The following is a 13,302-nucleotide window of genomic DNA, read 5'->3' as shown; positions in this document are numbered from 1 at the left end:
ACGTTACACGGTGTGACCTGCGCGGAAGGCGGGCCTCCCGGGGGTTCCAGGAGGCCGCCCCAGCCCGGGCTCACCGTGACGCGTACTCACGGAAGCCGCGACCGGACTTCCGCCCCAGGCAGCCCGCCGCGACCAGGTGCTCCAGCAGCGGCGCGGGTGCCAGTCCCGGGTCGCGGAACTCGTCGTGCAGCACCCGCTCGATGGCGAGCGAGACGTCCAGCCCGACGACGTCCAGCAGTTCGAACGGTCCCATCGGGTAGCCGCCGCCCAGCCTCATCGCGGCGTCGATGTCGTCCAGCGACGCGTAGTGCTCCTCCAGCATCTTCACCGCGTTGTTCAGGTACGGGAACAGCAGGGCGTTCACGATGAAGCCCGCCCGGTCGCCGCAGTCGACGGGGTGCTTGCGCACCTTCGTGCACACCTCCCGCACGGTCGCGTGCACGTCGTCCGCGGTCAGGACGGTGCGCACGACCTCGACCAGCTTCATCGCCGGGGCCGGGTTGAAGAAGTGCATGCCGACCACGTCCTGCGGGCGTTCGGTGGCCCGTGCGCAGGCGACCACCGGCAGCGACGAGGTGGTCGTCGCCAGCACCGCCCCCGGCTTGCACACCTTGTCCAGGGCGCCGAACAGCTCCCGCTTGACGTCCAGGTCCTCGGCGACCGCCTCCACCGCCAGGTCCACGTCGGCGAGTGCGTCCAGCGTGCCGGCCGGGGTGATGCGGGCCAGCGCCGCGTCGCGGTCCGCCTCGCCGAGCCGTCCCTTGGACACCGAGCGCCCCAGGGACGTGGCGACCCGTGCCTTGGCCCGCTCCGCCTTCTCCTCGCTGCGGGCGGCGAGCACCGTCGGGTACCCGGCCTTGGCGAACACCTCCGCGATGCCGGCCGCCATGGTGCCGGATCCGATCACACCGACGCCGTGCACCGGCCGGCCGGCGCCCTGGCCCGCGCCGGGGTCGGGCGTACGGGCGTCCGGGACGACGGCGGCCGAGCCCGGGGCCTCGTAGGTGTAGAAGCCTGCTCCGGACTTGCGGCCCGTCAGGCCCGCCTCGCTCAGCTGGCGCAGGATCGGCGCCGGGGCGTGCAGGCGGTCGCGGGACTGCGCGTACATGGCGTCCAGCACGGTGCGCGCCGTGTCGATGCCGATCAGGTCCAGCAGCGCGAGCGGCCCCATGGGCAGGCCGCAGCCGAGCCGCATCGCTGCGTCGATGTCCTCGCGGCCGGCGTAGTGCGACTCGTACATGGCTGCGGCCTGGTTGAGGTAGCCGAAGAGCAGGCCGTCCGCGACGAACCCGGGACGGTCGCCGACGGCGATCGGGTCCTTGCCCAGGTCCCGGGCGAGCTGGGTGACGGCGGCGACGGCCGCGGGGGAGGTGAGAACCGAGGAGACCACCTCGACCAGCTTCATCGCCGGGGCCGGGTTGAAGAAGTGCAGCCCCAGGACCCGTTCGGGCCGGTCGGAGTCCGCCGCGAGCCGTGTCACGGACAGCGCGTTCGTACCGGTCGCCAGGATGGTGTCCGGCCGCACCACGGCGTCCAGGGCGGCGAAGACCTGGCACTTGGTGTCGTAGTCCTCGGGCACGACCTCGATGACCAGGTCGGCCTGCGCGGCCGCCTGGAGGTCGGGGAAGGTGCGGAAGCGGGACAGCGCGTCGCGCCGCTCTTCGGCGGTCATGCGTCCGCGCTCGACGGCGCGCGCGGTGGAGGATTCCAGGGCGGCCACCGCACGGCGGGCGGCCGCCTCGTCGGTGTCGATGCCCACGACCTCGCGGCCGGCGCGGGTCAGCACGTCGGAGATGCCGGTGCCCATGGTTCCCAGGCCGACGACGGCGATGGTGTGCAGAGATGGACGGTCCATGACGGACTCCCAGGTGACGACTGATGAGGGTGCCGCCGCGCAGGAACGCGCGCGCAGCGGAGGAAGGGAGCCGGCGGCCCTGTCCCGGGGCCGCGCCGGCTGGAGGAAGGTTGCCGAACCGACTGCACTCTCGGCGGCTGCGTCACCAGGCCGCCTGAGCGGGGGTGCCGCTCTGATGAGCAGGCTAACTCGCCGGTAACAAGAACGCCAGAGGGGAACGGCAAAAATTTGGCACTGAGTGCCACCAGGATTCGGCCGGTTCCGGAGGGTTGCCGCGGGTGCCGCCGGTCAAGGCTTCCGGCAGGTCCGCCGGCCCCGGCCTGGACCGCACCGACCGGCGGGAGGAACGGCCGCAGTGACACGTCTCCGGGACGACGCCCCTTTCACCGACCTCGAACGGCGGGCCAGGGCGGAGGCGCGGGGACCGGACGCGGCCGGCGAGTGCGAACGGCTGCTGCGGCTCGCCCGCGCGGCCGTGCCCGGCGCGCGGGCGGCCGGTACCGGGGCGGGCGAGGGGCCGCCGGAGGCCGGCGACGCACTCGCGCGGGTCCTCGGTGAGACGGGACGCCCGCTGTGGGCGCTGGAGATCGCCGCCTTCGCCCTCGGCTGCGCACGGGACCGCCGGGCTTTCGAGACGCTCGTCTTCCTGCTCAACTACCGGGACCCGGTGCGCGGAGGCACCGCCGCCCACGCCCTGGTCCGGCTCGGCGACCCCAGGACCGCACGCGCCGCCGCCGCGCTCGCCACGAACGAGCTGCGCACCGCCTACGCGCTGCATCCGGTCCGGTTGCTGGTGGCACTGCGTGCCCCCGAGTCGGTGCCGACGCTGGTCGCGGTGCTGGACCGCCTGCTGGAGCTGCCGGATCCGCACTGGCCGGTGGCGCTGGCCTGCGTCGAGGGACTCGGCCGCATCGGCGACCCCCGTGCCCGGCCGGTCCTCGCCCGTGCCGCCGCGCAGCACCGCCTCCGGCCCGCCGCCGAAGCGGCCCTCGCCCGCACCGGCGGCTGAAGCGCCGTCCCCGTCGTCCGTCCGGGCGTCGTGCACACAGGCGGCACCGGACCGCGCCCTCACGTGACGGGCACCGACGGGCCCGACGCTGCGTTGCGTGGGAGCGCCGGCCCGCATGCGGAGGCCCGCGCCGGGCCCTGCACGGCTGCGGGAGAGGGGGTGTCAACGGCAGGCAAGCCGCCCGCCCCCGGAGGCCCGTTCCGCCGGTCACCCGCCGGAGGCTAGTACGCGTTCCACTCGTGGCGCTGGTACTCCAGGACGGTGGGGTCCATCAGGGTGCTGGGACGCACGTCCCGGGAACGGCGGTCGACGGGGAAGACCTCGGACGCCCGCAGCACCGCCTCGTCCAGGAAACGCAGTTCCGGTGCGTCCGGCGCCAGGCGCAGTTCCGGTGCCTCGCCGTGCGCCTCGGCGGCCGGCCGGGCCAGCAGGAAGCCCCAGTTGCCGAAGCTCGGCACGTCGACGTTGTACGGCGTGGTGGCGAACCCGGCCGCCTTCAGCGTCTCGTCCACGGCCCAGAAGGTCTTCGGTGCGAAGAACGGCGAGCCGCCCTGCACCACCAGGTTGCCGTGCGGGGCGAGGGCCCGCGAGACCAGGCTGTAGAACTCCACCGAGTACAGCTTGGCCAGCGCCGCGGTGTCCGGGTCGGGAAAGTCGATGACGATCGCGTCGAACCGCTGACGCGTGTCCCGCAGCCAGTTGAAGGCGTCGGCGTTGACCGCCGTGACGCGCGGGTCGGACAGAGACCCGTCGTTGAGGTGGCGCAGCGGCTCGAAGTCGCGCGCCAGGCGCGTCATCGCGCGGTCGAGGTCGACCAGGGTGACCTTCTCCACGTCGTCGTACCGCAGCACCTCGCGCAGGGCGAGCGCGTCGCCGCCGCCGAGCACCAGCACGGAGGAACGCTTCCCCGACAGTGCCGGGTGGACCAGCGCCTCGTGGTAGCGGTACTCGTCGACGGAGGAGAACTGCAGGTCGCCGTTGAGGAACAGCCGCATGTCGCCGTCGCCGGAGAGCGTCGGCGACTCGGTGACCACGATCTGCTGGTACGGCGTCCGTTCGGCGTGCACGACCGGGTCGCGGTAGAGCTGCTGCCGGGCCGTCACCTCGATGTCGTCGGCCAGCGCGTACGCGCCGCCGAGCACCGCCAGCACCGCGGCCATGCCGGCCAGCAGCCCGGTCTGCACCACCCGCCGGAGCTGTCTGCGGAAGATCCACAGCACGACCACCATGCCGGCCAGCGCGTTGACGCAGCCGACCACCAGGGCGCCCTTGATCTGCCCGAAAGTCGGCAGCAGCAGCAGGGGGAAGCACAGACCGCCGATCAGCGCGCCGATGTAGTCCACGGCGAACATGTCGGCGACCGCGCTGCCCGCCTCCTGCTTGCGGATGCGCTGCAGCAGCGTCATCAGCAGCGGGATCTCCGCGCCGATGAGCACGCCGACCACGAAGGCGATGACCACCACGCCCGGCGTGTAGATCCGCAGCCAGGCGTAGGCGATGTACAGGATCAGCACCGAGAGCCCGCCGACCAGCGCCAGCAGGCCCTCGACCAGGGCGAAGGCGCCCGCGGCGCGCCGCCGCAGCGGCTTGGCCGCGAGTGAGCCCACGCCCATCGCGAAGACCATGACCGAGAGCACGATCGAGGTCTGCAGCACCGAGTTGCCGATGAGGTAGCTGCCCAGCGCGGTGAGCGCGAGCTCGTACACCAGCCCGCAGGCGGCGCAGAGGAACACCGCGAACAGCAGCAGGAAGCGCGGCAGGCGGGAGGTGGCGACGGGAGGTTGTGCGTCCACGGGCTTCGAATCGGTCGTACGGATCGGGCGGGGCCGGGTCTCGTGCGCGCGTGTCAGGTCAGCGCCGCGCCGATCATCAGGGCGGTCCCGAGGTACATGGTCGCCTGCACCCACGCCGCCGGGTGCGGACGGCCGCCCTCGTCGTCGAACACCGTCGCGCCGAGCCTGCCGGGCGTGAGGACGGCGACCATGACGAACACCAGCGTCATCATCACGACGCCCGCGGCGCCGTACAGGAAGGTGCTGAACAGACCCTCGGCGAGACCCGCCTCGGACTCGCTGGCGCCTATCGCCTGCGCGATGACCCAGCCCAGGCCGAGCATCTGGCCGCCGAGCACCACGGCCGCACCCTTGTTGCGGTCGGTCCACACCACGGCGGCCAGCTTGCCGGGCGTCAGCAGGTCGAGGACGACGAAGCCCGCCAGCATGACGACGAAGCCCACCAGGCCGTACAGCAACGCGATACCGGCCGACTCGAAGATGAATCCCACTGTTCTGCTTTCCTTCCGGGTGTCCTACCGGGCGTTTACGGGTGGTGCGGGGTGGTGCGGGGCTCTGCGTGCGGGGCGGTCGTGCGCCGCGCGGTCACTTGCCGAGGCCGGGGCCGCCGCCGCGGAAGCTGCCGCTGCCCGGGGCCGGCCACTTGCTGCGCACGTGGCTGCCCCAGCGGTCGTAGCCGTCGTCGTAGTCGTCGATGTCGATGACGCTGCCGGAACCGGAGGTCCGGGGGCTGATCGCGACCATGTCGTCCTCGTAGCGGAGGAACACCATGCCGTCGTCGCTCAGGCGGTCGGCGGCCGCGGTGTGCCCGTCGATCTCGTCGGCGACCTTCCGCGGGGCGTCGGAGGGGTCGACGTAGTCGCCCAGCTCGTACTCGTACGTGCTGGAGATCCACTGGTCCGGCACCTCGTTCGGGGCGCTGCTGGAGCAGCCCGTCGCGAGGATGCCGACGGCCGCCGCCATCGCCACCGAGGCCGGCCCGATCCGCTTCATCTCTTCTCCATCCGGGTGTGCGTGGCCACCACGTGGCCGGTATGGGGGTACGTGTGCCAGGTGCGCCAGCCGACGCCGGGGCCCCGGTCCATCGCCAGCGCGGTGACCGCGTCGGCGTCGCCGGGGAACACGCCGCACAGCGCGTCGGCCCGTCCCTGCGCCGTCGCACGCACCTCGGCGACGCGGCGCGCGAACTCCGTCTGCGGGTGGTGCTCGACGCGGGCGGTGAAGCGGTAGACCCAGCCGGGGAACTCCTCGGTCACGGTCTCCGGGAGTCGTCGCGAGCCGCCCGGCAGGCAGGCCACCGTCTCGCGCACCGGTCCGGCGAAGACCTGGTGCGAGGCGCCCAGCAGCCGCAGCTCCACCGTGAGTCCGGCGGTCGTCTCGACTTCGGTGACCGCGAGCGCGTCGTGCGCGGAGAGGCCCAGGGCGAAGGAGAGTTCGTCGGCGCTGGTGTCCAGATACGGAGCCGCGAGGGGTATGCCGGTCACGCGTCGCCGCCCTCGCGAGGTCTCGGTCCGGCCTCGGCTCCCATGACTGCGTGTCCCCGTTCCCCTGCTCGCGATGCGTCGCCGGCGGCGGGCGCTTCCCGGCGGGCGTCGGGCGAGTATGGCACAGGCCACTGCGGACGGCGGTGTGGGGGGCGTGCACATGTGCGAGCGATACGGGGGCGGTTCGCGTGCGAGAGCGTGAACGGCGCGACCGCCGTTCCCTACCGGGAGGGCGGCCGCGCCGGTCGCGAGCCCGGCCGGCGCGCAGGACGCCGGCCGGACCCGGGTCAGCCGAAGGGCAGGTGCAGCACGGAGCGGTCGCCGGTGCCCAGGGTGCTGGAGCCGTTGCCGATGGCGTTCCACACCTCCACGCGTACCGTGCCGCCGTCCATGGCGCCGTGGGCCCCGCTCGACGACTTCAGCCCGCGGCCCTCGGTGTAGTGCTCGAAGCCGGGGACCGGGTCGGTGGCGAAGTAGTGGTAGGTCTCGCTGCGGTCCCAACTGCCGTCGCCGGTCCGGTCGTAGGAGATCCGGACCTGCTGGCCGTTGCCGACCGCCTCGCCCGCGTCCACGAACAGGTCGAACCGGGTCTCCCCGCCGTCGTAGCTCCCGTCCACGCCTTCGAGAGTGAACGTCTGCTGCCGGTGCGGGTTCCCGTCGTGGTTACCGCCGCCCGCCGGGTCCAGGGTGACCGTGCCGGGGGAGGTCGTCCCGGAGTTCAGCCCGCCGTCGGCGCCCAGGTAGACGGTGGAGGCGTCACCGCCGGGAGGGTCCGTCGGGTCGCCGGGGTCGCCGCCGTCGCCGCCGCGGGTCCACACCGCGACGTAGTCGACCAGCATCGAGTGCCCCGGCTCGGTCGCCGCGGTCGGGGTGGCGTGACCGGCCACGCCGTCGGGGAACGCGCCGCCCATCGCCACGTTCAGCAGAATGAAGTAGCCGGCGTGGCTGGTCATGTCCGACCAGGCCGACGCGCCGATCTGGCCCTCCGTCACGCTGTGGTACTCCTGCCCGTCCACGTACCAGCGCAGCTCCTCCTCGGCGCCGCTGCGGTCCCACTCGAAGCGGTAGGTGTGGAAGTCGGCCTGGCAGGCCGGACCCGGGCAGACCCGGCTGGCACCGAGGCCGTTGGTCTCGTTGCACGGACCACCGGGGTTCACGCCGCAGTGCAGCACGCCCCACACGCGGTTCATCCCGTTGACGTTCTCCATGACGTCGAACTCGCCGATGGCCGGCCAGTTCCAGTAGTTCCCCCGGTACGGTGCGCCCAGGGCCCAGAAGGCGGGCCAGTACCCCAGGGCCTTCTCGCCCGTCACGTCCGGCATCCGCACGCGTCCCTCGATGCGCAGCGTGCCGCCCTCGGGCGCCTTGAAGTCGGCGCGCTTGGTCTCGATGCGGGCCGAGGTCCAGTTGCCCGCGCCGTCGCGCAGCGGCGTGATGCGCAGGTTGCCGCCGCCGTCCAGGGCGATGTTGTCGGTGGAGTCCGTGTAGTTCTGTATCTCGCCGGTGCCCCAGTTGGCCGGGCCGCCGGGGTAGCCGTGGCCGAGGTCCAGCTGCCAGTTCTGCGACGACGGAAGGGAGCCCGCGGCCCCGTCGAAGTCGTCGCTCCACGCCAGGTCCCAGCCGGGCGCGCCGGGGACGTCGCCCCGGGCGGGTTGCGCGCCGAACGCGGAGGCGAGCAGGGCGCAGACGAGGGCGACGGCGCCGAGCGCGGCGTACAGCGCGGCGCGGGGGCGGCCGGGCCCTGATCTTGCGGAGAGCGGTGGGGCGGTACTGCTGGTCGTGCTCATGAGGGAGCACCTCCTGCGGAGTGGGGGCCATGACGAATGTGAGAGCGCTCTCAGAGTCTTATAGATGGAGCCGGGGAACGCGTCAATGGCCCGGTTCTCGCCACTTCTTGAATGCATGAGGCAACGACTCGTCCGCCGAGGGCGGCATCCTGGCGCCTCCTCAGACGGGCGCGCGCACGTACCGCAGGTCGGTCAGGGTCCAGCCGCCCGCGTCGGACTCCTCCCGCCCGCCGTCCGGGACGAACCCCGCCCGCTCGTAGAAGCGGCGTGCCCGGGCGTTCCCCTCCACCACCCACACGTACAGCCGCGGAGCCGCCGACCTCAGGGCGCGCTCGCGCGCCGCCGCGGTCAGCGCCCGGCCGACTCCCGTGCCGATCACGTCCGGTCGTGCGTACAGGGCGTAGAGCTCCGCGTCGGACGTACGCCGCTCACCGTCCCGGTACGGGCCGCCCGCCACCCAGCCGACGACCTCGCCCCCGGGGTCCTCGGCGACCAGATCCCAGAGACCGGGGGCGGGCGAGGCCAGGCGTGCGCGGTGGCGGACGGCGTCCTCGGCCGCGTCCATGGCGGACAGGTGTGCCGGGGGCATCAGTCCCGCGTAGGCGTACCGCCAGCCGGCGATCCGCAGGGCCGCCACCGCCCCGGCATCGGCCTGAGCCGTCTCCCGAATCCGCATCGCGCCATGGTCGCACCGCGCGCGCCCCGCGTCGCGGGGATTGTCGGACCCACCGGTCACGATGAGGGGATGACGACGAGTTGGGGAGATTTCGAAGGAGAGGCGCCGGCGCTGGCGGCGACGGTGCGGGAGCGCTTCGGGATGTACCGGCACCACGTGCTGGCCACGCTGCGGGCGGACGGCGCGCCGCGCGTGACCGGCCTGGAGGCCGGCTTCGGGCACGGCGAGCTGTGGCTCGGCATGATGCCGAACTCGCGCAAGGCGCGCGACCTGTTGCGCGACCCGCGCTTCGCGCTGCACGCCAACCCGGGGGAGGGAGCGGAGATGGAGCACGGCGACGCGCGCGTCTCCGGACGCGCGGTGGAGGTGACCGACCCGGCGAAGCTCGCCGACTACGCCGGCGAGCAGCCCGAGGGAGAGGTGCCGGAGGTCTTCCACCTCTTCCGCGTCGACCTGACGGAGGTGGTGCGCACCTACCTCGACGTGCCCGACATGTGCATGGAGGTCTGGCGCCCCGGCGTCCCGGTCCGGACGATCCGGCGGGGCAACGACGACGCACCGCCGAGGGAGGAGGAGGCGTAGCCGACGGCCGACTCCTGGGCAGGTCACGGCAGCGGGCGCAGCGTGGTGCCGTCCGTCAGGCGTGCGGTCACCCGGGTCCCGGACGGCGTGTCGTCGCCGTCGAGGGGCACGGCGAGGTAGCGGCCGTCCCGTGCGGCGCGCACCTCGCCCGTCACGCGCAGGCCGGTCACCTCCCGGCTCCCCGCGACGAGCAGGTAGGGCTCGTCGTCCGGCGCCCGCCACGTCGTCCGGGCCACGAGATGCTGGCCGAAGCGGCTGCACAGCGCGGTGTCCTCGGCCACGGCGACCTCCCGGCCGGGGTCCGACACCTCGCGTGCGGGCGGCAGGAAGCGCACCGAGACCGACGCCCGCCCGGCCCAGGTGTCCGTGCGCCGGCACACCCAGGCCGCCCGTCCCGCTCCCCGCGGCAGCTCCTGGCGGCCGAACTCCCAGTTGTAGACGGCCCGCACCCCGCTGTCCCGCAGGTCCCCCAGGGCGCACGCGCCGCGCGCCCACACCCGCCGCGCCTCCGCGCTCACCGCCTCGCGCGGCGCCCGGGCCGGCTGACCGCTCTCCGGTGGCGGCGTGTAGGTGAGGTGTGCGGGCGTCACCTCGCCGAGGTCCGTGACCAGGAAGGCGTGGCTCTCGACGATCCGTTCGGAGGACCGCAGCCACAGCACCGGCCGGCGTGTGCATCCGCCGGCCCGGGGCACCGGCAGGGAGCCGGTGACGCCCGCCTCCGAGCGCGCCAGCCGCTCGGGCGCGCCGTCCGGGTCGAGCAGGTCGAGGGTCGCCGTCCCGGCGATCCAGGGCGCGGTGAGGTAGCGCAGCGAGGTCGCCGTGCGGTGGACGACGACGGCCGCGGCGGTCGTGACGTCCGCGTCGTCGGCGCGGGCGATGGTCAGCATCGGACGGGACGCGTCCGGCCCTTCGGTGTAGCGGGCCAGCCGCCGGCCGTCGTGCAGCAGCACCACCGCCGCGCCCTCCACCTCCCCGGCGAAGAGGAGTTGGGGCGGGTCCGGCGGTGCGGCGGCGGACGTGCCGGGCGTGACCGCGACCCGTACGTCTCCGTCTTCGCCGGTCCCCGAGCCCTTGTCGCCGGCCCCCGCCACGGCCCAGGCGTCGAGCGCCCTGCCGAGCAGGGCGGCGTCCCCGGTGCGGTCGCCACGGGCGGGCCAGGCGCCGAAGTCGACGCGGGAGGTGTCCGCCCAGTACTCCGCCGGTGTCCGCCGCAGTTCCGCCGGGGCGATCCGCGCCCCGACGGGCCCCTCCCTGCCCGGCGCGGCGGGCCCGGCGACCGGCTCCGTGCCCGGCCCGGACGTCCCGTCGCCGGTGAGCGGCACGGCGACGAGCGCGAGCAGCAGCGCCCCGGCCGCCAGCATCGCGGTGCGGGCGAGCGCGCGGCGGCGCAGCAGATCGGTCGGCCGGGTCTGCACGGCGTGCGAGTCGAACTCCGCGGACGCCAGCAGAGCCGACGCCCCGTCACGTTCCCGGCCGAGGCGGTGTGCGGCGGCGCAGGCGGCCTGCGCGTCGGCGTCCCCGGCGGCGTGCAGCAGCGCGCGTACGTCCGGCTCGGACAGTCCCTCCAGGTGACGCAGCACGAACGCAGCCCGGCCACCGGGGGACAGGTTCGCCAGTTCACGGTCCAGCGCGGCCTCCTCGGGCCCGGCCGCCGAGGGGAACAGCCGCAGCCCCCACACCAGCGGCAGCCCCGGCCGGAGCCGCCGTCCGCGCCGCCGGGCCTCCCCGGCGCGGCCGGCCCGGGGCGCCTGCCGGGCCTGGCGGAGCGCGCCGCGCAGCACCGCGGCGCGCACCTCTCCGTACGCCCTGTCCGCTGCGCCGCCCCTGGGGCCGGACGACGGCACCGCCCGCGACCGGCGGCGGCGCGCCCCGCGGGGGAGGGCACGCTGCACGGCACGGTGCGCCGCCAGCACCCGGCGGTGCCGCCCCATCTCGGCGGGCAGCACCAGGTACGCCAGCCGGACCAGGTGCGGGTAGTGCTCGACGAGCGCCGCCTCGGCGTCGGCCACGGCGACGGCGGGGGCGCCGACCGGCCCGGACCCCCCGTCGCCCGGTGCGTGCTCGTCGTGGTCGTGGTGCTGCATGGCGGGACCGTCCCCTCGCCCGTACGTGGCGGCCTGCCGGCCTCGTCCTCACGTCAAACGAGTGAATCCTGGGACGGTCACATGCCTGCGTGCCTGCGCGCCGGCGCGTGCGGCGTACGGCCGTGCCGCGCGGCTCCGCCAGCGGGCTCCGCAGGACCCGCGGGGTGCCCCGCCGTTCCCCGGAACGGCCCGTTGCCGCGGCTACCGTGAGACGGTGCACGCTCTTCGCCGTTCCCTGCGGCTGCGCCTGTCGTGGACCGGCGTCGTCCCCCTGCTCGCCCTCGCCGTGCTGGCCCTCACCTGGGGACGCGACCTGCCGGTCTTCTGGGTCGTGGTCGTCGCCGTCATCCTCGCCGGCGCGGTGCTCGCGGCCGTGCACCACGCGGAGGTCGTGGCGCACCGGGTCGGCGAACCGTACGGTTCGCTGGTGCTGGCGGTCGCCGTCACCGTCATCGAGGTCGCCCTGATCGTCACCCTCATGGTCTCCGGCGGCTCCGAGACGGAGACGCTGGCCCGTGACACGGTGTTCGCGGCGGTCATGATCAGCACCAACGGCATCGCGGGCCTGGCGTTCCTGCTGGGGTCGCTGCGTCACGGTCTCGCGCACTTCAACCCCGAGGGAAGCGGCGCCGCACTGGCCACCGTCGCCACGCTGGCCACGCTCAGCCTGGTGCTGCCGACCTTCACCAGCGAGCCGGGGCCGCAGTTCTCCCCCGCCCAGCTGGGGTTCGCCGCCGCCGCGTCCCTCGTGCTCTACGTCCTCTTCGTCTTCACCCAGACCCGCCGTCACCGGGACTTCTTCCTGCCCGTCACCTCCGAGGGACGCGCCGCCGAGGAGGGCGACCACGCGCCCCCGCCCTCGCGCCGGGCGGCGCTCGGCAGCCTCGCCCTGCTGCTGGTCGCCCTCGTGGCGGTGGTCGGCCTGGCCAAGGTGGAGTCACCCGCGATCGAGTCCGGCGTCGAGGCGGCGGGCTTCCCGCACGCGTTCGTCGGTGTGGTCATCGCCCTCCTCGTGCTGCTCCCCGAGACCCTCGCCGCCTCCCGCGCCGCACTCCGCGGCCGCATCCAGATCAGCCTCAACCTCGCCTACGGCTCGGCGATGGCCAGCATCGGACTGACCATCCCCACCATCGCGGTCGCGTCCCTCTGGCTCGACGGCCCGCTGCTCCTGGGTCTCGGCACCACCCAGCTCGTCCTGCTCCTGCTGACCGCCTTCGTCAGCGGCCTCACCGTGGTGCCCGGCCGTGCCACCCGCCTCCAGGGCGGCATCCACCTCGTCCTGCTCGCGGCGTTCCTCTTCCTCGCCATCAACCCCTGACCTGCGGTCAACCCCTGAGATGCTTCGGTGGGGGAGGGGCGAGGCGCCGATGCCCGCGTGCGCTCCCTCGCGGTTCCAGCGCGACGTTCCCGGAAACCCGACGGAGGAGAAGAGGATGACCCCGCAGACCGACGACGTCGACCACGAACTCGTCGAGGCCGCGGCCCACGTGGCCCGCACCCGCTGCCGCGGCGACAACCACACGATGGCGGCGGCGGCACGCGCGCGGGACGGCCGGATCGTGACGGCGGTGAACGCCTACCACTTCACCGGCGGCCCCTGTGCCGAGCTGGTCCTCGTCGGTGCCGCGGCCGCCCAGGGCGTCGACGAGCTGGACACCATCGTCGCCGTGGGGGACCGGGAACGAGGGGTGGTGCCTCCGTGCGGCCGGTGCCGCCAGGTCCTGTTGGACTACTTCCCCGCGCTCCGGGTGATCGTCGGCGGAGGCGGCCGGACCCGCACGGTCCCCGTCGCCGACCTGCTGCCGGAGACCTACGTCTGGGCCGACCACCAGCTCGACCCCGAATGACCCGCCGCCCGTCGGCGCGCGTCGCTCCCCCTCCGTGGTGGGTGAGTCCGTCGCAGGCGGGATGTGCGGGGGCGCGGCGTGGCGCCATGGACGGGTCCTCTTGTGCACGGGCCGTGCACTGTCCATGCTCGAACCTGACTGCATGTCAGGGTCATGCCATGGATGGCGGGACCGGAGCAGGACAC

General features: G+C 74.2%; 12 protein-coding genes. 4 read left to right on the top strand and 8 right to left on the bottom strand.

Annotated elements, in window-relative coordinates; all coding sequences use genetic code 11:
• Window positions 1-70: 70 nt before the first annotated feature.
• Complete coding sequence (locus RM572_RS16365; RefSeq protein WP_311674094.1) at window positions 71-1,855, bottom strand: 3-hydroxyacyl-CoA dehydrogenase family protein; 1,785 nt, start codon at window positions 1,853-1,855, stop codon at window positions 71-73.
• A 355-nt stretch (window positions 1,856-2,210) separates the two neighbouring features.
• Between RM572_RS16365 and RM572_RS16360 the strand changes: the two genes are divergently transcribed.
• Window positions 2,211-2,864, top strand: a complete 654-nt coding sequence (locus RM572_RS16360) for a HEAT repeat domain-containing protein (RefSeq protein ID WP_394813620.1) — start codon at window positions 2,211-2,213, stop codon at window positions 2,862-2,864.
• Between the two features lie 221 nt (window positions 2,865-3,085).
• On the opposite strand, the gene RM572_RS16355 is transcribed toward RM572_RS16360, so the two are convergent.
• From RM572_RS16355 to RM572_RS16330, 6 genes are all read right to left on the bottom strand, one after another.
• Window positions 3,086-4,681: a polyamine aminopropyltransferase gene (locus tag RM572_RS16355; RefSeq protein ID WP_394813625.1), complete on the bottom strand. Its 1,596-nt coding sequence runs from the start codon at window positions 4,679-4,681 to the stop codon at window positions 3,086-3,088.
• A gap of 29 nt (window positions 4,682-4,710) precedes the next feature.
• The gene (locus RM572_RS16350) at window positions 4,711-5,148 is read right to left on the bottom strand and encodes a DUF350 domain-containing protein (RefSeq protein WP_311674092.1); all 438 of its coding nucleotides are present in this window, start codon (window positions 5,146-5,148) and stop codon (window positions 4,711-4,713) included.
• Between the two features lie 94 nt (window positions 5,149-5,242).
• Window positions 5,243-5,650 carry a DUF4247 domain-containing protein gene (locus RM572_RS16345; protein WP_311674091.1) on the bottom strand — a complete coding sequence of 136 codons (408 nt, stop codon included), beginning with the start codon at window positions 5,648-5,650 and terminating at the stop codon, window positions 5,243-5,245.
• Entirely contained in the window at window positions 5,647-6,141 is a 495-nt protein-coding gene (locus RM572_RS16340) for a DUF2617 family protein (protein WP_311674090.1), read from the bottom strand. Before RM572_RS16340 ends, RM572_RS16345 begins: the two co-directional genes overlap by 4 nt.
• A gap of 287 nt (window positions 6,142-6,428) precedes the next feature.
• A complete protein-coding gene (locus RM572_RS16335; RefSeq protein ID WP_311674089.1) occupies window positions 6,429-7,928 on the bottom strand; it encodes a glycoside hydrolase family 16 protein in 1,500 nt (499 codons plus the stop codon).
• A gap of 160 nt (window positions 7,929-8,088) precedes the next feature.
• Entirely contained in the window at window positions 8,089-8,604 is a 516-nt protein-coding gene (locus RM572_RS16330) for a GNAT family N-acetyltransferase (protein ID WP_311674087.1), read from the bottom strand.
• 69 nt (window positions 8,605-8,673) lie between these two features.
• On the opposite strand from RM572_RS16330, the gene RM572_RS16325 reads away from it, so the two are divergent.
• Window positions 8,674-9,186: a pyridoxamine 5'-phosphate oxidase family protein gene (locus RM572_RS16325; RefSeq protein ID WP_311674086.1), complete on the top strand. Its 513-nt coding sequence runs from the start codon at window positions 8,674-8,676 to the stop codon at window positions 9,184-9,186.
• Between the two features lie 23 nt (window positions 9,187-9,209).
• On the opposite strand, the gene RM572_RS16320 is transcribed toward RM572_RS16325, so the two are convergent.
• Window positions 9,210-11,270, bottom strand: coding sequence for a hypothetical protein (locus RM572_RS16320; RefSeq protein ID WP_311674085.1), 2,061 nt, complete (start codon window positions 11,268-11,270; stop codon window positions 9,210-9,212).
• Between the two features lie 214 nt (window positions 11,271-11,484).
• On the opposite strand from RM572_RS16320, the gene RM572_RS16315 reads away from it, so the two are divergent.
• Together RM572_RS16315 and RM572_RS16310 are read left to right on the top strand one after the other, a co-directional pair.
• The gene (locus RM572_RS16315; RefSeq protein ID WP_311674084.1) at window positions 11,485-12,588 is read left to right on the top strand and encodes a calcium:proton antiporter; all 1,104 of its coding nucleotides are present in this window, start codon (window positions 11,485-11,487) and stop codon (window positions 12,586-12,588) included.
• Window positions 12,589-12,703: 115 nt separating this feature from the next.
• Window positions 12,704-13,117 (top strand): cytidine/deoxycytidylate deaminase family protein, encoded by a 414-nt coding sequence (locus RM572_RS16310; RefSeq protein WP_311674083.1) that lies wholly within the window; start codon window positions 12,704-12,706, stop codon window positions 13,115-13,117.
• Window positions 13,118-13,302: the final 185 nt, after the last annotated feature.

Source organism: Streptomyces hazeniae (genome assembly GCF_031845485.1).
GTDB classification, from domain to species: Bacteria; Actinomycetota; Actinomycetes; order Streptomycetales; family Streptomycetaceae; genus Streptomyces; species Streptomyces hazeniae.
This window is presented reverse-complemented; position numbering and strand designations above follow the sequence as displayed.

What these genes read in the sequence shown, in the direction of transcription:
- RM572_RS16365 (WP_311674094.1), bottom strand. Translation starts at nt 1,855, where the DNA reads ATGGACCGTCCATCTCTGCACACCATCGCCGTCGTCGGCCTGGGAACC.
- RM572_RS16345 (WP_311674091.1), bottom strand. Translation starts at nt 5,650, where the DNA reads ATGAAGCGGATCGGGCCGGCCTCGGTGGCGATGGCGGCGGCCGTCGGC.
- RM572_RS16335 (WP_311674089.1), bottom strand. Translation starts at nt 7,928, where the DNA reads ATGAGCACGACCAGCAGTACCGCCCCACCGCTCTCCGCAAGATCAGGG.
- RM572_RS16330 (WP_311674087.1), bottom strand. Translation starts at nt 8,604, where the DNA reads ATGCGGATTCGGGAGACGGCTCAGGCCGATGCCGGGGCGGTGGCGGCC.
- RM572_RS16325 (WP_311674086.1), top strand. Translation starts at nt 8,674, where the DNA reads ATGACGACGAGTTGGGGAGATTTCGAAGGAGAGGCGCCGGCGCTGGCG.
- RM572_RS16320 (WP_311674085.1), bottom strand. Translation starts at nt 11,270, where the DNA reads ATGCAGCACCACGACCACGACGAGCACGCACCGGGCGACGGGGGGTCC.
- RM572_RS16310 (WP_311674083.1), top strand. Translation starts at nt 12,704, where the DNA reads ATGACCCCGCAGACCGACGACGTCGACCACGAACTCGTCGAGGCCGCG.